Origin of the sequence: Mycolicibacterium sp. Y3 (assembly GCF_051188035.1) — a bacterium.
GTDB classification, from domain to species: Bacteria; Actinomycetota; Actinomycetes; order Mycobacteriales; family Mycobacteriaceae; genus Mycobacterium; species Mycobacterium fluoranthenivorans.
Genome location: NZ_JAVQLT010000001.1, coordinates 5746205 through 5765476 on the forward strand (window position 1 = coordinate 5746205; position 19272 = coordinate 5765476).

The following is a 19272-nucleotide window of genomic DNA, read 5'->3' on the forward strand; positions in this document are numbered from 1 at the left end:
CTGACATGTCTACACCCCGGGCGTCACGAGCTCGCCCCGGCGCAGCTGGGCACGGCGCATCGCGGCGATCGGATCGGCGTAGAGCCCGCCGAGGGACACCACGCCCGCGCCGGCCTCCTGGACCCGGTTGCCGAAGGCGGTCACCCTGATATCGCGCGAGGGCAGGACCGACCGCGCGGTGAAGGCCCGTTCCAGCACCTCCATGCCCTCGGGGTATTCGGTGAAGGCCTGCCCGCCGACCACCAGGTCGTCCGGGTTGAGCATGTCGCGCAGCAGCGCCACGGCCTCACCCAGCACGCGGGCGCGTTCGGCGAGGAGGGCGCGGGCGCCGTCATGACCTGCCCGCGCCGCGCGCAACACGGCGGTCAACGTCGACGCCGGCCCTTCGGCCGGGATGATGCGCTGCGCGCGGGCCGCCGTCAGCACCGCCTCGTCGCTGACGGTCGACTCCAGTTGCCCTGTGCCGCCCAGCAATTCGGAGTGCACCGGCAGTGCGGCAATGGTGCCGGGGCCGCTGGCGGGTGAGTGCACCCGGCCGCCGATCGACAGCGCGTAGCCGACGGTCTCGCGCGCGTAGACATAGAGGCTGGTTCCGGCCTGGGTGCCCGGCCGGCGCACCCCGAGCAGCAGTTCGGCACCGGCCATCGCGTCGACGTGTGAGGCCACCGATACCGGCAGGCCCAGCGTCTCGGCCAGCACGGGGCCGACGGGTGCTTCCGACCAGCCCAGCCGCGGGTGGTCGAGGTAGCCCGACACACTGTCGACCACGCCGCCGCTGGCGACGCCGACCCACAGCGGGCGCCTGCGGTGCCAACGGCTCAGGTAGCGCCGGGCGCTGCCGGCCAGCGAGGCCAGCGCGGCGTTCTGCGCGCCGCGCGGCGTGGGCGTCTCGACGACGTCGAGCGTGCGGCCGAACAGATCGGTCGCGACGATGCTGGTGGTGCGGGCACCGATGTGCAGGCCCAGGGTGAGGAACGGTTCGTGGTTGACCTCGACCGGCACCCGCGGCCGGCCGATCGCGCCGGAGACGGCGAGGTCGGCACGCTCACGCAGCACGCCGGCGTCGAGCAGGGCCGTGACCTGGCGGTTCACCGTGGCGATGCTCAGGCCGGTGACCCGGGCGATGGCGTCGCGGGCGATCGGGCCGCGCTGACGCGCCGCCCCGAAGACGGCTGCCGCGGCCGCGTCGGCGACCTTCAGCGACGGGGCGACGATGTGATGACGGGAGAGCAGGGCGCGCTTGGCGTGGGCTACCGACGCAGCAGCGGTAGCGGAGGAAACAGAAGCGGAAGCGGTGGCGGTACGCACAGGGGGTGTCCTTTTGGTGAAGTTTCGAGGGTGGGGGCTTCTGCCACACCGTCGACTTCAGCGAGGACGTAAGGTCCGCTAGATCAGTCGGGCGCGGCGGGATGCGCAACAACAACACGCACGCCGCGAGAGAACGCGGTTCACCGGACTGGTCTGCAACACACGGTGAACTTAGCACGCCAACTAAAGTTCGGGATATGACTTCGACATCAGCCACCCCTCGCGTCGCCGTGGTCACCGGCGCCAGTTCCGGCATCGGCGAGGCGACCGCCAAAACCCTTGCCGCACTTGGTTTTCACGTGGTCTGCGTGGCCCGCCGAGCCGACCGCATCGAGGCGCTGGCAGCCCAGATCGGCGGGTCTGCGATTGTGGCGGACGTCACTTCCGACTCGGATGTGGCACGGCTGGCCGACACGCTGGACAGCGTCTGCGTGCTGGTGAACAACGCCGGCGGGGCCATGGGCCTCGAGCCGGTCGCCGACGCGGACCTCGAGCATTGGCGCTGGATGTGGGAGACCAACGTGCTGGGCACGCTGCGGGTCACCCGGGCCCTGCTACCCAAACTGGTCGACTCCGGTGACGGCCTGATCGTCACCATCACCTCGATCGCAGCCTTCGAGACCTACGACGGCGGCGCCGGCTACACCTCCGCCAAACACGCCCAGGGCGCCCTGCATCGCACGCTGCGCGGCGAGCTGCTCGGAAAACCGGTGCGGCTCACCGAGATTGCGCCAGGGGCGGTCGAGACAGAGTTTTCCCTGGTGCGTTTCAAGGGCGATCAGGACCGCGCCGACAAGGTGTACGAAGGCATCACCCCGCTGGTGGCCGACGATGTCGCCGAGGTCATCGGGTTCGTCGCGTCCCGACCGTCACACGTCAACCTGGATCAGATCGTCATCCGGCCGCGCGACCAGGCGCCGCACGGACGGTTCAACCGCCGGGTGTAGCCGTCGGCGCGGGCCTCGACGTGGCGACCGGCTCCGGCGTCGCGGTCGGCGTCGGGGCACCACTGGGCGTCGCCGGCGCCGAGGCCGGGATGCCCGCCGGCGGCTTCTGCGAGGTCAGCGCGGACATCGACTTCCACTCGTCCCACGGCACCGCCCAGTCCCAGATGTCGCCGTCGGCGTAGGACAGTTCGATCGAGGTGCCGGTGACCTCGACCGGGTCGCCGTAGATGGCGGTGTTGAAATACTGCTGCGCGTCCTCGGTGGACAGGTTGATACAGCCGTTGGTGACGTTGGTGTTGCCCTGCGCTCCGGCGCTCGACGGGTTGGCGTGGATGAACTCACCGTTGTTGGAGATCCGCACCGCATACCGCTCGTGCGCGTTGGTGTACCCGGCGGCCGGGTTGGACATGTAGAAGTCCTCGTACTTCTCCGTCACCACGTGCACCCCGCTGCGGGTGATGTTGCGCGGCAGGTCGGCTTCGCCGTAACTGCACGGGAAGTCGAACAGCACGCCCTCGTCGGTGATCACCTGGATCCGGTGGCTGGAGGCCTCCGCCTTGACCACCTGACGGCGGCCGATGCTGATGTCCAGCGTGGAATCCGTTGCGCCGAAGGCATCTTCGGCGAATGGCACGCCGTACAGGCCGGCCTTCACGTGGACGGTGGTACCGGCCGGGTAGTACTCCTTGGTCCGGTAGTGCACGCGGGACCCCCCGACCTCGTCGGGTAGCCACGCCCAGCTGCCCTCGACGGGTGGGGTGGTGGTGACTTTCAGCGCCTTCTCGACATCGGCCCGGTATTTGGTGTCGATGGCCGCGTCGAACTGCAAGATGATCGGCGCCGCGACACCCACGACCTGTCCGTCGGCCAGCTGGAACTGGCCGTTGACCGTGGTCGTCGGGTTGACGGTGGTGAAGCTGCCGGTCAGCTTGACGGCCTTGCCGTCCTTGCCGACCACCGACCCCGCCCAGGTGTACTGCGCGCCGTACCCGAGCGGTTCGGTGACGCTGAACCCGGTGCGGTCGGGGTTGAGCGCGCCGGCGACGGGCTTGCCCTCGGCGTTGGTCAGGCTCACATGCTGGAACCATCCGTCGCTGACGGCGACGCCGATCGGCGAGGTGGGCACGACGCCGTCGGACTTGTCCTCAGGCGTGTAGGTGATCACCGGGGCCGGCGCCGGGGCCGCGGATTCGGCGTGGGTTTGGCTTGATTTGCCCGCACACGCGGCCAGCAGGCCGGCACCGCCGGCTGCAAGCACGGTGAGGGCACGCCGCCGATTCACTAGCGGGGACGTCTCACCTGCGGGGCTCACGTGAATCAACGGTACCTAGAGTCGGCAGCCAAACAGAACCGGTTCGGGTGTGAGATCGATCCCGAATCGGTTGCGCACGCCGTCCCGCACCGTCCTGGCCAAGGCGATCACGTCGGCGGAGGTGGCCCGGCCACGGTTGGTGAGCGCCAGCGCGTGTTTGGTCGACAATGTCGCGGCCGCGCCCGGACCGGGGAATCCTTTACCGAATCCGGCCTGCTCAACCAGCCAACCAGCCGCCAGTTTCACCCCGTCTGGCGCCGGATAGTTCGGCACCCTGCCCTCACACGCGGCCTGGATACGCTCGAAAACCTCGGCCGGGACCACCGGATTGGTGAAGAACGACCCGGCACTCCAGGTGTCGTGATCGTCGGCGTCGAGCACCATGCCCTTGGCGGCGCGCAGCTTCAGCACGGTCTCTCGGACCCGCAGCGGATCGGTGCGCTCCCCCGGCGCCACGCCCAGTGCCGTGGCCAGCTCGCCGTAACGCAGTGGCGCGCTCTGTCCCGCCGGGTCCAGGCCGAACTCGACCTCGAGCACCACCACGTCCGGCGAGTTCTTCAACACACTGTGCCGGTACCCGAATCCCAGTTCCGCCGGGTCCGCCCAGCGGTCCTCCCCGGTGCGGCGGTCCAGCAGACGCACCCGGGCCAGCGTGTCGGCGACCTCGGCGCCGTAGGCGCCCACATTCTGTACCGGCGTGGCACCCGCCGAGCCGGGAATACCGGACAGGCACTCCAGCCCGCCCAGCCCGTGTGCCAGCGAGGTCACCACCACGTCGTCCCACAGCGCACCGGCCTCGGCACGCACAGTGGATTCGTGCACGGTGATCTCGGTGTTGGCCACCGCCACCACAGTCAGGCCGGTCAGGTCGTCGGCCAGGACCACGTTCGAGCCGCCCGCGAGCACCAGCACGTCCGGACCGAGGGGCAGGGCGCGCAACACGTCGACGAGCTTGTCGGTGGTATCGCAGGTGATGACACGGTGGGCGACGGGACCGACCCGCAGCGTGGTCAGCGGTGCCAGCGCGACATCCCCGGCGACCGAGGCGCCTTCGAAAAACTCACTGACCACGGGTCATAACGGTAGCGTGGCTGTCATGCCACGTTCATTCGACATGGCAGCCACCTACGAATGCCCCGCCGCCCAGGTCCTCGCGGCGTTCTCCGAGAAGCCGTACTGGCTGACTCGGTTGGAGAAGTCCGGCTGCGATGAAACCTCACTGGATGTCCTGGAGAAGGCTGCCGACGGCACCATCGAAGTGGTCACCACCCAGACCGTCCGGCCGACCAAGCTGCCCGCCGTCGTGACGCAGTTCCACCGTGGCGATCTCACCCTCATCCGGGAGGAACGCTGGAGCCCGCTGACCGGTGGCAGTTCCAGCGCCGTCATCACGGGCGATCTGACCGGCACACCGGCACTGGTCACCGCCAGCGCGGCACTGTCCGACACCGGCACCGGAGCGCACGCCCAGATACGCGTCACGGTCGAGGTGAAGATCCCGCTGGTCGGCGGCAAGCTGGAGAGCTTCATCGGCGGGCACCTGGTCGAGATGCTGCGCCTCGAACAGGTCTTCACCAGCGAGTGGATCAGGGACCACGGCTGAACGAGCCCATCGGCCACGCGCAGGGTAAACCTGTCGGCTCACCGACGCGAGGCACCACGGGGTACAACCGGCTGCGCCGCAGCGACCGCTGGCTGGTGCATTCCCCGGTCGTGCGCGAGGCACTGCTGACCGCGCCGGAACCACTGGTGGTCGACCTCGGTTACGGGGCTCTGCCGGTCACCACGGTCGAGCTGGCGTCGCGGCTGCGCACGGTCCGCGCCGATGTCCGCGTCGTCGGCCTGGAGATCGACCCGCAGCGGGTGGCAACCGCCCGCGCCGCGGACACCGATGTCGAATTCGCCCTCGGCGGCTTCGAGCTGGCCGGACTGCGGCCGGTGCTGGTCCGAGCCTTCAACGTGCTGCGCCAGTACCCGGTGCACGAGGTCGACGCCTCATGGGAGCGGCTGCGCACCCGGTTGGCGACCGGCGGGCTGATCATCGACGGCACCTGCGATGAGCTGGGCCGGCGCTGCTGCTGGGTGCTGCTGGACGCGGCGGGCCCGGTCAGCCTGACGCTGGCGTGCGATCCGTTCGCCATCGAGCGGCCCTCGGATCTGGCCGAGCGGCTGCCGAAAGTCCTCATCCACCACAACGTGGCGGGCCAGCCGATCCACGAGCTGTTGACCGCGGCCGACCGGGCGTGGGCCGGCGCGGCCGGCCACGGCGTGTTCGGCCCGCGAGTGCGCTGGCGGGCCATGCTCGACGATCTGCGCGCCCAGGGGCTGCCCGTGCAGACCTCACGCCGCCGGATGCGCGACGGTGTGCTGACCGTGCCGTGGCCGACCGTCGCACCCGTCTAGGCTGGGCTTATGCGGATCGCCCTGGCACAGATCCGGTCGGGCACCGACCCGGCCGCGAATCTGGACCTCGTCGCGCAGTACACCCGGGACGCCGCCGAGGCCGGGGCGCGACTGGTGCTGTTCCCCGAGGCGACGATGTGCCGGTTCGGCGTGCCGCTGGCACCGGTGGCCGAACCGCTCGACGGCCGGTGGGCCGACGGGGTGCGGGCCGCCGCGCAGCGGTCCGGGATCACCGTCGTGGCCGGGATGTTCTGCCCGTCCGGAGACGGCCGGGTGACCAACACCTTGATCGCGTCCGGGCCGGACGTCGACGCGCACTACGACAAGATCCACCTCTACGACGCCTTCGGTTTCGCCGAATCCAAGACCGTTGCCCCCGGCCACCAGCCGGTGGTGATCAGCGTCGACGACGTGGCGGTGGGTGTGACCCTCTGCTACGACGTCCGGTTCCCCGAGCTGTATCTCGACCTCGCGGACCGCGGCGCCCAGCTGATCACGGTGCACGCCTCGTGGGGCACCGGTCCGGGCAAGCTCGACCAGTGGACGCTGTTGGCCCGGGCACGCGCCATCGACACCACGGGCGTGGTGGCCGCGGTCGACCAGGCCTACCCCGGTGACGAGATCGCCGCACTGGGGCCGACCGGGGTCGGCGGCAGCCTCGTCGCCTCCGCGGCGGGCGAGATTCTGCAGGCGGCCGGGGAGGAACCGCAGCTGGTCGTGACCGATGTCGACCTCGACGCGGCCGCCCGCATCCGGGAGACGATCGCGGTGCTGCGCAATCGCACGCAGTTCGCTAAGGCACAATCGACTGCGTGACCGATCCCTGGGCTCCTCAACCCACCGACGCAGCGCCCGCCGGGTCTCCTGCGCCCGCAGGCGCGCCCGTGCCTCCGCCTCCGGCGGCTCCCGAGCCGGCGAAATCGCTGGGCGCCAGGATCGGCGGCCTGTTCCGCGATCCGTTGTCGATCGTGCTCGTGGTGGTCATCGTCCTGGCGCTGGTCGTCGCGGGGGTGGTCGGGTCGGAGCTGGTGGCTCGACATATCGCGGACAAGACGGTCACCCAGATCACGTCCTGCGTGGTGCAGGACGATGTCGACGTGTCCTTCGGCAAGACCCCGATCCTCCTGCAGTATTTCGCCGACCACTACAACAACGTCACCGTGACCACCGCGGGCCACCGCGTCCGCGAGGCCGACGGGATGAAGGCCGAGATCGTCATCAACGACATCCGGCTGACCGGGAACCAGAGCGCACCCGGGACCATCGGCGCCTTGGATGCCAACATCACCTGGACCGCCGACGGCATCAAGAACACCATCCAGAACCAGATCCCCCTGGTGGGCAGCTTCGTCAGCAGCGTGTCCACCCACCCCAGCGACGGCACCATCGAACTGCAGGCCGCCCTGGGCAGCATCGTCGTGAAGCCGGAAGTGCAGAACAACAATCTGACGCTGACGGTGCAGAGCCTGTCCGGGCTGGGCTTCATGCTGCCGCGCGAGACGGTGCAGCCCGCACTCGATGCGTTCCTCGAGCAGATCACCAAGAACATCCCCCTGGGCATCCATGCCGAGAGCGTGCAGGTGACCGATACCGGGGTGACGGCCAAGTACGTGACCCGCAACGCGACGATGCCTCCGGGCCGCAGCGGTAGCGGCGGCGATCCGTGCTTCGCGGGGCTGGACTAGAACGGTTCCTCGGTGCCACCGGGATTGCAGCCGGCGGCGAACATGGCGGTATCGCTGACCTCGGGCCGCCACGGCTCGAGGTTCCAGCTGGTCTTGCCGGGCTCGGCGATCTCGGCGAACTGCCAGTGGCAGAGGAACTGGGCGCGCATCCCGGGCAGGTCGGCGTCGGGCGCATCGGTCAGCACCTCGGCCCATGCCTGGTCGGCCTGGGCGAGGGTGTTCGGGCGGGCGGACTCGGCCCGGGCGGCCGCCGTGGGATAGACCCGCAGGCTGGACAGGTCGCCCCATTTCACCCACGCGGTGTGGTCGACATAGTGGCCGGCGGCCGCGGCAACGGGTGCCGTCCCCACGAGGACTGACGCCGCGCCGAGCGCGGCGATCAGGGTGCGCATCGCACGGTGCCGGAGCGCCGCACTCCGCACCGCTGGATCGTCGGGGGTCAGCGCGACTTTCCCTGGATCTCAAGAATTTTCGGCCGGACGTCCACGAGGTACACACCCGCCGCGCACGCGCAGATCGCGGCGCCGAACGCATCGCGCATCAGCAGCGCGAGCAGCACGCCCGCACCGAGAATGAGCAACCACACCGGCTTCGTGAGCTTGCCGGTGGCCGTATACGCGTCGGGCCGCTGGATGGCCGCGTGGACGAATGAATACACGCCGACCAGGGCGACGATCCCGACCAGCACAAACATAATGGCACCCGCCAGGTCTGCAAGCATCACACGTGCAGCCTAGGCGGGTGCCATCAGAACGTCGAACCTACTTCTGAGTGACCTTCTTGGCCGGGGCCTTCTTGGCGGCCGGGGTGGCCGTCGAGGCGGCGGGCGCAGCCTTCTTGGCCGGGGCCTTCTTGGCGGGCGCGGCCTTCTTGGCGGGCGCGGCGGTGACCGGAGCAGTGGCTGTCTCGGAAGCCTTCTCGACCTTCTTGGGCAGTTCCACGCCGACCAGCTTGGCGGCACGCTCGCCGACGGCACGGGTCTGCGACGCGACGGTGCCCAGCGCGTCCTGGGTCAGCTCGACGGCCTGGTCGGTGACCTCTTCGACACGAGCGGCGGCTTCCTCCAGCGCCGGCTGGTTGCGCAGCCGCTCCAGGGCGGCCTCGCCGCGCTCGACGAGCTTGTTGTACCGGGTCTGCGCCTCGTCGGCGTACTTCTCGGCCGCCTTGCGCAGCTCTTCGGTGCTGAGCTTGTCGCGCAGCTCGTCGAACTGGGTCGGCAGCTCCTCCTGCAGTTTGGTCAGGCGGGCGCGACCCTCCTCGACGCGGCCCTGGGCGTCGGTGCGCGCATCCTCGGCACGCTCACGCAGGGTGGCGACGATCTCGTTCACGGTGGCCAGGGCCAGGTCGGCGGCACCCACGGCGGCGAGCAGCGGAGTCTTGAGATCCTCGATGGTCTTCTCGGTCTTCTCGGTCATGATTTGTTTCCTTTCAGGTCAGCTGTGTGATGTGTGTGGTTCTGATGTGATGGCGTGAAACATGGATTCAGGCGTGGTCGTCACCCCTTCCGCTGCCCCCTGCGTGCCGGATTCGGCTTCGGCTTCGGCCTCGTTCTGCTGACAGAACGACGTGTAGATGTCGAGCAGCACCTGCTTCTGCCGCTCGGTGATCGCGTGATCTCGGATGATCGCGTCACGGACCTGACTGCCCTCGGATGGCTCGAGCATCCCGGCCTGCACATAGAGGACCTCAGCCGAGACCCGCAGCGCCTTGGCAATCTGGTTGAGCACATCGGCCGACGGTTTGCGTAATCCCCGTTCGATCTGACTGAGGTAGGGATTGCTGACGCCGGCCTTCTCCGCGAGCTGGCGCACCGAGACCTGGGCCGCCTCCCGCTGAGCACGGATGAAGCTGCCGATATCGGATGCCGCGCTGCTCACGACTTCCGTGATCTTGTCGTTGTTCACCACGGAAGCGATCTTGTCGTCGGGCGACATCTGAGCCTCCATCCGCCGGGTTCCACTGACACAACCCACGGTACGAGCGAGTGCTAACTATTGCAAGCACTTGCTAGCAGTGCTCAGAAAATCAGCTGCGCCACCGAATAGATGACGAGGCCGGCCAGCGATCCGACCACCGTGCCGTTGATCCGGATGAACTGCAGGTCACGGCCCACGTGCAGTTCGATACGACGGCTGGCCTCGTCGGCGTCCCAGCGCTCGATCGTCTCGGTGATGATCGCTGTGATCTCCGTCCCATACTGCGAAACCAGGTGCTGAGCAGCGCGGATGATCCAGCCGTCCACCTTGTCGCGCAGGTCGGCGTCGTCACGCAACGACTCCCCTACCCGCACCACGGAGTCCGCGATCCGGGTGCGCAGCGCCGACGACGGGTCGTCCACCGATTCCAGCACGATGCGCTTGGCGGCACTCCACGCCGTCTCGGCCGCCTTGGTGACCTCGTCGCGCGCCATGATCTGCTCTTTGACCTTCTCGGCGCGCGCGATGGTGGCCTGGTCGTACTGCAGGTCGTCGGCGAATTCGAACAGGAACTTCGTGGCCGAGCGGCGCAGCTCGTGATTGGGGTCGCGGCGCACCTTGTCGGTGAAGTCCATGAGCTCGCGGTGGATGCGGTCGCCCACCAGGTGGTCCACCCAGCGCGGCGACCAGGTGGGCGAATCACGCTCGATGACCCGCTCGATCACCTCGCCGGCGTTCAGCGACCACTGGAACGCCCGGTCGGCCAACAGTTGCAGCAGCGCTTCCTGGCGCTGCTCGGCGAGCAGGCCGGACAGCACCCGGCCCACCGGCGGTCCCCACTGCGGCTCGGCGATGCGTTTGACGATCATTCGGTCCAGGACGTGCTGGACGTCCTCGTCTCGCAGCATCTCGACCAGCACCCGCAGCACGGTCGACGCCTCCGCGGCCACCCGCTCGGCGTGGCTGTACTCGCACAGCCATTTGCCCACCCGGCCGGCGATCTCGGCATCGCGCAGCTTCGTCGCCACCACCTCGGCGGACATGAAGTTCTCCCGGACGAAGGTGCCCAACCCCTCGCCGAGCTGGTCCTTCTTGCGCTTGATGATCGCGGTGTGCGGGATGGGGATGCCCAGCGGATGCTTGAACAGCGCGGTCACCGCGAACCAGTCGGCCAGCGCGCCGACCATCCCGGCTTCGGCGGCGGCCCGGACGTAACCCACCCAGTTGCCGGCGCCGCGAGATTGGGCCCACGCACATGCGAGGAAGATCACCGTCGCGCCGATCAGAAACCCGAGTGCGACGGCCTTCATCCGCCGCAGCGCGCGGCGGCGTTCACGGTCGGCCTTCGCATCCGGTCCGGCGTCTGCCGCCGTCATCGCCGCAGCAAAACTGGCCGTCAGCGACGGCGGGCCCGGGGCTGGTCTGTGCGCCACCCCTCCATCATCCGCTAACGCGCCGCCGACGCGCCGCGGCGATCGACCGAGGGCACCGAATCACCGTATTATCAAGATGACCTAGTGAACGGATATTCACGACAGTGCCACAGCAGAGCTCGGCGGCAGCGGTAAAAACCGACGGCCGCAAACGACGCTGGCATCAGCACAAGGTTGACCGTCGTAATGAGCTCGTGGACGGCACCCTGGAAGCGATTCGCCAGCGGGGCAGCAACGTCAGCATGGACGAGATCGCTGCCGAGATCGGCGTGTCCAAAACCGTGCTTTACCGCTACTTCGTCGACAAGAACGACCTCACCACCGCGGTGATGATGCGATTCGCCCAGACCACGCTGATCCCGAACATGGCGGCCGCCCTGTCCTCGACGTCCGACGGCTATGCGCTGGTGCGCGAGATCATCCGGGTCTACGTCGACACCGTCGCCGCCGAGCCGGAGACCTACCGGTTCGTCATGTCGAACAATTCGGCCAGCCGGACGAAGGCCATCGCCGACTCCGAGCAGATCATCGCCCGCATGCTGGCGGTGATGCTGCGCCGCCGCATGCAGTTGAACGGTATGGACACCCAGGGCGTGGAATCGTGGGCGTTCATGATCGTCGGCGGCGTCCAGCTGTCCACCCACTCCTGGATGTCCAACCCGCGGATCACCACCGACGAACTGATCGACTATCTGACGATGCTGTCCTGGAGCGCGCTGTGCGGGATCGTCGAGGTCGGTGGATCGTTGGAGAAGTTCAACTCGCAGGCGCATCCGTCGCCCACATTGCCCGCGTAGCTGTTTGACTGGCCGGGTGACTTTCCGAGGGCGAACGCGAGCCAGGCACGGGCGAGGACCGCAACGGGCGGGAGCCCGGCCGTGACGACCAGTGACACCGACCTCCCGGCGCTGTGGACCCACGAGCCGCACACCCATCTGGAATTCAAGCCCGGCTCCTCGGTCACCGGGATCGACCCGGACGCCACACCGGGATTCGTCGGCTCCAAACGCGACGCCCCCGTGCTGCAGGCCGAGCGCAATATCCGCTTCGCCGAGTTGCAGGAGATGCTGTACGCCAACAGCCGCGCCGGCGATACCCGATCACTGCTGCTGGTGCTGCAGGGCATGGATACCGCGGGCAAGGGCGGCATCGTCAAACATGTTGTAGGAGCAGGCAATCCGCAGGGAATCGACTACGCCAGCTTCGGTAAACCCACGGAGGAGGAGCTGGCCCACCACTATCTGTGGCGGATCCGCAACGCCCTGCCCGCGGCCGGCCACATCGGGGTGTTCGACCGTTCACACTACGAGGACGTGCTGATCGTGCGCGTCCACAACCTGGTCCCGCCCGAGGTGTGGGGTGCGCGCTACGACGAGATCAACGCGTTCGAGAAGGAACTCGTCGAGGGCGGCACGAAGATCGTGAAGGTGGCGATGTTCGTCTCGCTGGACGAGCAGAAGAAGCGCCTGGCCGAGCGACTGGAACGGCCCGACAAGTTCTGGAAGTACAACCCTGCCGATATCGACGAGCGGCTGCTGTGGCCCAAATACCAGGAGGCCTATCAGGTGATGCTGGACCGCACGTCGACCGACTATGCGCCCTGGCATGTGATTCCGTGCAACCGCAAGTGGTACAGCCGGCTGGCCATCCTGGAGCTGCTCATCGAGGCGCTCAAGGAGTTCAACTTCGCCTGGCCGCCACCGGACTTCGACGTGAAGACCGAGAAGAAGCGGTTGGCGCGGGCCTAGGTTCGCCGAGACCACGGAAAATGACGAGAATCGACACGAACCTCGTCAGAAACCGTGGTGTCGGCCCCTTCTGGTGAGCAGCCTTACTTGGCCAGCGTGAACTGGCCGATGTTGGTGATCCCGCGGCGGAAGAAGTCCGCGCAACCGGTCAGGTACTTCATGAAGCGGTCGTAGACCTCCTGGCCCTGCAGGGCGATGGCCTCGTCCTTCTTGGCCTCCAGGTTGGCGGCCCACATGTCCAGCGTGCGGGCGTAGTGCGGCTGCAGCAGGTGAGTGCGCTTGAGCTCGAACCCGGAGTCGGCGGCCAGCTTCTCGATATCCTCGACGGCAGGCAGCTGCCCACCCGGGAAGATCTCCGCGGCGATGAACCGCATGAACTTCAGATCGCTGATGGTCAGCTTGATGTTGTTCTCGCGGAAGAACTGTTGCGTGTGGGCGAGGATGGTGTGCAGCAGCATGACGCCGTCGTCGGGCAGGATGCTGTAGGCCCGCTCGAAGAACACCGGGTAGCGCTCCTGCTTGAAGGCCTCGAACGCGCCGATCGACACGATGCGGTCGACGGGCTCGTTGAACTCTTCCCAGCCCTGCAGCCGGATCTCGACGTTGCGCTTGGTCTCGATCTTTGCCAGCCGCTTGCGGGCGTAGTCGGACTGTTCCTTGCTCAGGGTGATGCCGATGACGTTGACGTCGTAGTTGGTCAGCGCCCGCTCCAGCGCGCCGCCCCAGCCACAGCCGACGTCGAGCAGTGTCATGCCGGGCTCCAAGCCCAGCTTGCCCAGCGCCAGGTCGAACTTCGCGTTCTGCGATTCCTCGAGGTTCATATCCTCGCGCTCGTAGTAACCACAGGTGTAGCCCATGGTCGGTCCGAGGAAGAGGGCATAGAACTCATTCGAGATGTCGTAGATCGACTGCGACTCCTCGTAGTACGGCGCAAGATCGGACTCGACGTTTGACATGCGAAAAATAACCTCGTTTGTTGATTTGGCGGCCGCGGCCCGGATACCCCCCGAAGGCATTTTCGAACCGTACGCGACGATGGTACCCCATATTAGCTAGGCTAAATGTTTCCCAGCGCTAGTACGTGTAGAAGCCCTGACCGGATTTCTTCCCCAACTGCCCCGCCTCCACCATGCGTAGCAGCAGCGGCGGCGGACCGTAGAGCGGCTCCTTGAACTCCTCGTACATCTTGTCGGCGATCAGCTTCAGCGTGTCGAGGCCGACCAGGTCCGAGAGCCGCAGCGGACCCATGGGGTGCGACAACCCTGCGACCACGGCCTTGTCGACGTCTTCGATGGTGGCGAATCCGGCCTCCACCATCCGGATGGCGGCGAGCAGATACGGCACCAGCAGCGCGTTGACCACGAAGCCGGACCGGTCCGAGCAGCGCACGACCTGCTTACCCAGCACTTTGCCAGCGAATTCTTCGGTGCGCTTGAGCGCGTCGTCCGAGGTGACCAGGGTCGAGATGAGCTCGACCAGGGGAAGCACCGGCACCGGATTGAAGAAGTGCAAGCCCAGCACCCGCTGCGGATTCTTGGTCGCCGCTGCGATCTTCATGATCGGAATGCTGGAGGTGTTCGACGCCAGGACCGCGTCCGGGTCGGTCACGATCTCGTCAACCTCGGCGAAGACCTTCGCCTTGACCTTGTCGTCCTCGACGATCGCCTCGATCACCAGCTGCCGATCGGCGAAATCCGCCAGGTTCGTGGTGAAGGTCAACCGGCCGAGCGCGGCGTCACGGTCCTCCGCGCTGAGCTTGCCCTTGGCGGCGGCGCGGTCCAGCGACGCGGTGATGCGGGCCTTGCCCGCGTCCAGGAATTCGGCAGCAGGTTCGTAGACGACGACCTGCGCGCCGGCCTTGGCGCATACCTCGGCGATACCGCCGCCCATCTGCCCGGCGCCGATCACGCCCACGCGTTCGATACTCACTTGCTCTCCTCAGACTCCCGATACGGCGTCAGGCCCCGCCCGCGGTGGCGGACGGGGCCTGACGCTATCAACTCAGTAACTCGGCGCCGAGTGGCACCGAAGGATCAGTGGCTCAGGTCGTCGGTTTCACTTCGCTTCGCTCAGTGGAACTGACCCTCTTCGGTGGAACCGGCCAGCGCGGTGGTCGAGCTGGTCGGGTCGACCGTGGTGGCGATCCGGTCGAAGTAGCCGGCGCCGACCTCGCGCTGGTGCTTGGTGGCGGTGTAGCCACGCTCCTCCGCGGCGAACTCGCGCTCCTGCAGCTCGACGTAGGCGCTCATCTGGTTGCGGGCGTAGCCGTGGGCCAGATCGAACATCGAGTAGTTCAGGGCGTGGAAGCCGGCCAGCGTGATGAACTGGAACTTGAAGCCCATCGCGCCGAGCTCCTTCTGGAACTTCGCGATCGTCGAGTCGTCCAGGTGCTGCTTCCAGTTGAACGACGGCGAGCAGTTGTAGGACAGCATCTGGTCCGGGAACTCGCTCTTGACGCCCTCGGCGAACTTCTTGGCCAGCTCCAGATCCGGGGTACCGGTCTCCATCCAGATGAGGTCGGCGTACGGCGCGTAGGCCTTGGCACGCGCGATGCACGGCTCCAGGCCGTTCTGCACCCGGTAGAAGCCCTCGTTGGTGCGCTCACCGGTGATGAACGGGCGGTCGCGCTCGTCCACATCGGAGGTGATCAGCGTGGCGGCCTCGGCGTCGGTGCGGGCGATGACCAAGGTAGGAACGTCAGCCACGTCAGCCGCGAGCCGGGCAGACGTCAACGTACGGATGTGCTGCTGGGTCGGGATGAGCACCTTGCCACCGAGGTGGCCGCACTTCTTCTCCGACGCGAGCTGGTCTTCCCAGTGCGAACCGGCCACGCCGGCGGCGATCATCGCCTTCTGCAGCTCGTAGACGTTCAGCGCGCCGCCGAAGCCGGCCTCGCCGTCGGCGACGATCGGGGCGAGCCAGTTCTCGACCGAGGTGTCACCCTCGACCTTGGCGATCTGGTCGGCGCGCAGCAGCGCGTTGTTGATGCGGCGCACGACCTGCGGCACCGAGTTGGCCGGGTAGAGGCTCTGGTCGGGGTAGGTGTGACCGCTCAGGTTGGCGTCACCGGCGACCTGCCAACCCGACAGGTAGATGGCCTTGAGGCCGGCCCGCACCTGCTGGACAGCCTGGTTGCCGGTCAGCGCACCGAGGGCGTTGACGAAGTCCATGTTGTGCAGCTGGTCCCACAGCACCTCGGCGCCGCGGCGGGCGAGGGTGTTCTCCTCGACGACGTGGCCCTGCAGCGCGACGACGTCGGCCGGGGTGTAGGTACGGGTGATGCCCTTCCAGCGGGGGTTGTGGTCCCAATCGTGCTGGATCTGTTCCGGGCTCTTCGGCGTGCCAACGGTGGACATGGCTCTCCTTAACGGGTTAACAGGTTGCGACTGTCGCTGCGGCCCATCAACCCTCAGGTTGTTAATGCCACCGCGGCCTCGCGGGGTGTGCTAATCCGAGGATGCCCTACTGCATATGTGCAGGTCCACCCGTTTCAGTTGCCAATTTTGGCTAACGCCCCGCGTTAAGTTGCGAAGATTGCGAAGATCGCGAACGGCTTAACCGGTTCAGAATCTACCCACCGGTAGCCAATTGCCGCTGGTCAGTACGCCCGTACTGTTAAACGGCGGACCATCAGCGAGCGAACAACGCGGCGACGGCTTTGGTCTCCTCGCCCACCGCATATGTGAGCGTTGTAACAGTCCGGTCCGTCAGCTCCGGGCCGAATTTTTCCGTCGATCCGGGCGGATACACGTGCACCATGATGTCCAGGTCGTCGCCCAGTGCCACCGCCGAGTCGTGCTCGATGGTCACCCGTAGCGGCGCGGAGAGCAGTTCCGGAGTGGTCTCCAGGTAGTCCTCGACCACGCTCCAATAGACCGAGTTGTTCATGTGGTCGAACAGGTCGATATCGGTGACGCGCACCGGGTAGCGCCGGATGGCGACCGCGTCCTCGCGGGCTCCCCCCTTGAGGTACCCCTTCCACCGCAGCCGGTCCACGTCCGTCGTCCGTCGCAGCCCGGCGAGGAAGTCATCGGAGATGCGGCCCGGACTCTGGGTCTCGCGGCTGAAGCAGATCCAGAACGCTTCCGACTCGATGAGGCCTGACCGCCTACCTTCTATGCGCACCCGCATCTCACACCAGCGCGTCGACGTCCCCGAACACCACCGGCGCAACCGCAGGATGTCGGGGAACTCGATGGGCTCGACGATGTCGATCATCGTGCGGCGCACGATCCACGCCGGGTGCACGTCCTCATAACCCATCTGCCGCAGCTGGTCCTGGCCGACGTCCTGGATGTGGCGGGTGGCACCGTCGAAACGCAGCCGGCCGTCGCGGTCCACATCGGCCATTCGCAGCGACCACGAGGTATCGAACACGTCGGGGTGGCCGTCGGGCACGGGCATCATCGTCTTGGCCAAACCACTCATGTCTTCCATATTGGTCTGCGAACAATGCAAAGCCAATCTTTGCAATGGTCACTACCCTGGACGAGTGGCCAAGACGTTCGTCGGATCAAGGGTCCGCCAACTAAGAAACGAACGCGGTTTCAGCCAGGCATCGCTGGCCCAGATGCTGGAGATCTCGCCGAGTTACCTCAACCAGATCGAACACGACGTGCGGCCCCTCACGGTCGCCGTGCTGCTGCGGATCACCGAGGTGTTCGGGGTGGACGCCACCTTCTTCGCGTCCCAGGACGACACCCGGCTGGTCGCCGAACTGCGCGAGGTCACCATGGACCGCGATGTCGACATCGACATCGACGCCGCCGAGATCGCCGATCTGGTGGCCACCCATCCCGCGATCGCCCGCGCCATGGTCAACCTGCACCAGCGCTACCGGTTGACGACGACGCAGCTGGCCGCGGCCACCGAGGACAGGTTCGGGGTGAACGTCGGAGGCAGCGGCTCCGGGTCGGGGTCCATCACCATGCCCCACGAAGAGGTGCGCGACTACTTCTACCAGCGGCAGAACTATCTACACGAGCTCGACACCGCCGCGGAGGACCTGACCATCCGGATGCGGATGAACCGGGCCGATCTGGCCGGTGAGCTGTCGGCGCGGCTGACCGCCGTGCACGGGGTGCACATCGTCAAGCGGCAGAACATGGGCGAGACCGTGCTGCACCGCTTCGATCCCGCCACCCGCACGCTGGAGATCGGCAGCCACCTGGCCAGTGGGCAGTACGTCTTCAAGCTCGCCGCCGAACTGGGTTACCTGGAGTTCGGCGACCTCATCGACAAGCTCGTCGACGAGGGCAAGTTCACCAGCGACGAGTCCCGCACGCTGGCCCGGCTGGGCCTGGCCAACTATTTCGCGGCGGCCACCGTGCTGCCGTACCAGCAGTTCCACGCCGTGGCCGAGGAGTTCCGCTACGACGTCGAGCGGTTGTCGGCGTACTACGCGGTGTCCTACGAGACCATCGCGCACCGGCTGTCCACCTTGCAGCGGCCGTCCATGCGCGGCGTGCCGCTGTCGTTCGTGCGCGTCGACCGGGCCGGCAACATGTCGAAACGCCAGTCCGCGACCGGTTTTCATTTCTCGTCCTCGGGTGGCACCTGCCCGCTGTGGAACGTGTACGAGACGTTCGCCAACCCGGGCAAGATCCTTGTGCAGATCGCCCAGATGCCCGACGGCCGGCAGTACATGTGGGTGGCGCGCACGGTCGAGCGCCGCGCGTCGCGCTATGGTCAGCCGGGTAAGACGTTCGCGATCGGTTTGGGCTGTGAACTCCGTCATGCGCACCGACTGGTCTACTCCGAAGGGCTGGAACTGACCGGTGACCCCAACGTCGCAGCGATTCCGATCGGCGCCGGGTGCCGGGTGTGCGAGCGTGACAACTGCCCCCAGCGCGCGTTCCCCGCACTCGGCCGCGCCCTCGACCTCGACGAGCACCGCAGCACGGTGTCTCCTTACCTGGTGAAGCAGACATGACCGGTTCCGAGCTGACACCGCCCGAGTCCTCCCCCGCTCCGATGCCCGCCCGAATCCCACCCGGCGGATTCCGGGAACTCGGCCCGGTCAACTGGGTGATCGCGAAGGCCGGTGCACGCGGAATCCGGGCACCGAAGTTCCACCTGTTCAACGTGCTCGGCCAGCACCGGTTGCTGTTCCTGGCCTGGCTGCCGTTCTCCGGGTATCTGCTCTACGCCGGCAAGTTGTCCCGCCAGGACGCCGAGGTGGTCATCCTGCGGGTGGGGCATCTACGCGACAGCGAGTACGAGTTGCAGCAGCACCGCAGGCTGGCGCGCAGCCGCGGTCTGGATGCCGCCACGCAAGCCGCGATCTTCGAGGGCCCGGACGCCGACGGGCTCACCGCCCGGCAGCGGGTGCTGGTCACCGCGACCGACGAGTTCGTGATCACCCGGTCCATGTCCACCGAGACGTGGACCGCGTTGGCCAAGCTGTACAACCGCGCCCAGATCATCGAATTCTGCACGCTCGCAGGGCAATACGATGCGCTGGCAGCGACCATGGCGACGCTGCGGATCCCGCTGGACTTCCCGGACTAGCTAGAGGATC

21 protein-coding genes are annotated in these 19272 nt (G+C 67.2%); 9 read left to right on the plus strand and 12 right to left on the minus strand.

Features of this window, described 5'->3' with window-relative positions; translation table 11 throughout:
• Nucleotides 1–9 precede the first annotated feature (9 nt).
• Complete coding sequence (locus tag QN239_RS28190; protein ID WP_499015326.1) at nucleotides 10–1308, minus strand: ROK family protein; 1299 nt, start codon at nucleotides 1306–1308, stop codon at nucleotides 10–12.
• Between the two features lie 197 nt (nucleotides 1309–1505).
• Between QN239_RS28190 and QN239_RS28195 the strand changes: the two genes are divergently transcribed.
• Nucleotides 1506–2255 carry an SDR family NAD(P)-dependent oxidoreductase gene (locus QN239_RS28195; RefSeq protein WP_499015328.1) on the plus strand — a complete coding sequence of 250 codons (750 nt, stop codon included), beginning with the start codon at nucleotides 1506–1508 and terminating at the stop codon, nucleotides 2253–2255.
• On the opposite strand, the gene QN239_RS28200 is transcribed toward QN239_RS28195, so the two are convergent.
• Complete coding sequence (locus QN239_RS28200) at nucleotides 2239–3567, minus strand: L,D-transpeptidase (RefSeq protein ID WP_499015330.1); 1329 nt, start codon at nucleotides 3565–3567, stop codon at nucleotides 2239–2241. The genes QN239_RS28195 and QN239_RS28200 overlap by 17 nt on opposite strands.
• A 15-nt stretch (nucleotides 3568–3582) precedes the next feature.
• Nucleotides 3583–4638, minus strand: a complete 1056-nt coding sequence (locus QN239_RS28205) for a UDP-N-acetylmuramate dehydrogenase (protein WP_499015332.1) — start codon at nucleotides 4636–4638, stop codon at nucleotides 3583–3585.
• Nucleotides 4639–4663: 25 nt separating this feature from the next.
• Here QN239_RS28205 and QN239_RS28210 point away from each other — a divergent pair, with 25 nt between their 5' ends.
• The 4 genes from QN239_RS28210 to QN239_RS28225 are packed head-to-tail and all read left to right on the plus strand — an operon-like array spanning nucleotide 4664 to nucleotide 7655.
• Nucleotides 4664–5170: a DUF2505 domain-containing protein gene (locus QN239_RS28210; protein WP_499015334.1), complete on the plus strand. Its 507-nt coding sequence runs from the start codon at nucleotides 4664–4666 to the stop codon at nucleotides 5168–5170.
• Entirely contained in the window at nucleotides 5149–5970 is an 822-nt protein-coding gene (locus QN239_RS28215) for a class I SAM-dependent methyltransferase (protein ID WP_499015336.1), read from the plus strand. Before QN239_RS28210 ends, QN239_RS28215 begins: the two co-directional genes overlap by 22 nt.
• 9 nt (nucleotides 5971–5979) lie before the next feature.
• The gene (locus QN239_RS28220; RefSeq protein ID WP_499015338.1) at nucleotides 5980–6786 is read left to right on the plus strand and encodes a carbon-nitrogen hydrolase family protein; all 807 of its coding nucleotides are present in this window, start codon (nucleotides 5980–5982) and stop codon (nucleotides 6784–6786) included.
• Complete coding sequence (locus tag QN239_RS28225; protein ID WP_499015340.1) at nucleotides 6783–7655, plus strand: LmeA family phospholipid-binding protein; 873 nt, start codon at nucleotides 6783–6785, stop codon at nucleotides 7653–7655. The genes QN239_RS28220 and QN239_RS28225 overlap by 4 nt, the downstream gene beginning before the upstream one ends.
• Here QN239_RS28225 and QN239_RS28230 read toward each other — a convergent pair.
• The 5 genes from QN239_RS28230 to QN239_RS28250 form a co-directional block, all read right to left on the minus strand.
• Nucleotides 7652–8047: a DUF2599 domain-containing protein gene (locus QN239_RS28230; protein WP_499017000.1), complete on the minus strand. Its 396-nt coding sequence runs from the start codon at nucleotides 8045–8047 to the stop codon at nucleotides 7652–7654. The two genes, QN239_RS28225 and QN239_RS28230, sit on opposite strands and share 4 nt — an antisense overlap.
• 47 nt (nucleotides 8048–8094) lie before the next feature.
• Nucleotides 8095–8376, minus strand: coding sequence for a DUF2516 family protein (locus QN239_RS28235; RefSeq protein ID WP_181953104.1), 282 nt, complete (start codon nucleotides 8374–8376; stop codon nucleotides 8095–8097).
• 40 nt (nucleotides 8377–8416) lie between these two features.
• The gene (locus QN239_RS28240) at nucleotides 8417–9070 is read right to left on the minus strand and encodes a heparin-binding hemagglutinin (protein ID WP_499015342.1); all 654 of its coding nucleotides are present in this window, start codon (nucleotides 9068–9070) and stop codon (nucleotides 8417–8419) included.
• An 18-nt stretch (nucleotides 9071–9088) separates the two neighbouring features.
• On the minus strand, nucleotides 9089–9589 hold the full coding sequence (locus QN239_RS28245; RefSeq protein WP_499015345.1) for a helix-turn-helix domain-containing protein: 501 nt from the start codon (nucleotides 9587–9589) through the stop codon (nucleotides 9089–9091).
• 83 nt (nucleotides 9590–9672) lie between these two features.
• On the minus strand, nucleotides 9673–10947 hold the full coding sequence (locus QN239_RS28250) for a DUF445 domain-containing protein (protein WP_499015348.1): 1275 nt from the start codon (nucleotides 10945–10947) through the stop codon (nucleotides 9673–9675).
• A 161-nt stretch (nucleotides 10948–11108) separates the two neighbouring features.
• Between QN239_RS28250 and QN239_RS28255 the strand changes: the two genes are divergently transcribed.
• Together QN239_RS28255 and QN239_RS28260 are read left to right on the plus strand one after the other, a co-directional pair.
• The gene (locus QN239_RS28255; RefSeq protein WP_187098205.1) at nucleotides 11109–11801 is read left to right on the plus strand and encodes a TetR/AcrR family transcriptional regulator; all 693 of its coding nucleotides are present in this window, start codon (nucleotides 11109–11111) and stop codon (nucleotides 11799–11801) included.
• An 81-nt stretch (nucleotides 11802–11882) separates the two neighbouring features.
• Nucleotides 11883–12752, plus strand: a complete 870-nt coding sequence (locus QN239_RS28260; RefSeq protein WP_499015350.1) for a polyphosphate kinase 2 family protein — start codon at nucleotides 11883–11885, stop codon at nucleotides 12750–12752.
• 83 nt (nucleotides 12753–12835) lie between these two features.
• Here QN239_RS28260 and QN239_RS28265 read toward each other — a convergent pair whose 3' ends face one another.
• From QN239_RS28265 to QN239_RS28280, 4 genes are all read right to left on the minus strand, one after another.
• A complete protein-coding gene (locus QN239_RS28265) occupies nucleotides 12836–13708 on the minus strand; it encodes a cyclopropane mycolic acid synthase family methyltransferase (protein WP_090360400.1) in 873 nt (290 codons plus the stop codon).
• Nucleotides 13709–13826: 118 nt separating this feature from the next.
• Nucleotides 13827–14681, minus strand: coding sequence for a 3-hydroxybutyryl-CoA dehydrogenase (locus QN239_RS28270; protein ID WP_090360401.1), 855 nt, complete (start codon nucleotides 14679–14681; stop codon nucleotides 13827–13829).
• A gap of 140 nt (nucleotides 14682–14821) precedes the next feature.
• On the minus strand, nucleotides 14822–16108 hold the full coding sequence (gene aceA, locus QN239_RS28275; RefSeq protein ID WP_090360404.1) for an isocitrate lyase: 1287 nt from the start codon (nucleotides 16106–16108) through the stop codon (nucleotides 14822–14824).
• Nucleotides 16109–16382: 274 nt separating this feature from the next.
• Nucleotides 16383–17180, minus strand: coding sequence for an acyl-ACP thioesterase domain-containing protein (locus QN239_RS28280; RefSeq protein ID WP_499015354.1), 798 nt, complete (start codon nucleotides 17178–17180; stop codon nucleotides 16383–16385).
• Nucleotides 17181–17244: 64 nt separating this feature from the next.
• Here QN239_RS28280 and ramB point away from each other — a divergent pair, with 64 nt between their 5' ends.
• Together ramB and QN239_RS28290 are read left to right on the plus strand one after the other, a co-directional pair.
• Nucleotides 17245–18684 (plus strand): acetate metabolism transcriptional regulator RamB, encoded by a 1440-nt coding sequence (ramB, locus tag QN239_RS28285; RefSeq protein WP_167156522.1) that lies wholly within the window; start codon nucleotides 17245–17247, stop codon nucleotides 18682–18684.
• Nucleotides 18681–19262: a carboxymuconolactone decarboxylase family protein gene (locus QN239_RS28290; protein ID WP_499015358.1), complete on the plus strand. Its 582-nt coding sequence runs from the start codon at nucleotides 18681–18683 to the stop codon at nucleotides 19260–19262. The genes ramB and QN239_RS28290 overlap by 4 nt, the downstream gene beginning before the upstream one ends.
• Nucleotides 19263–19272 lie beyond the last annotated feature (10 nt).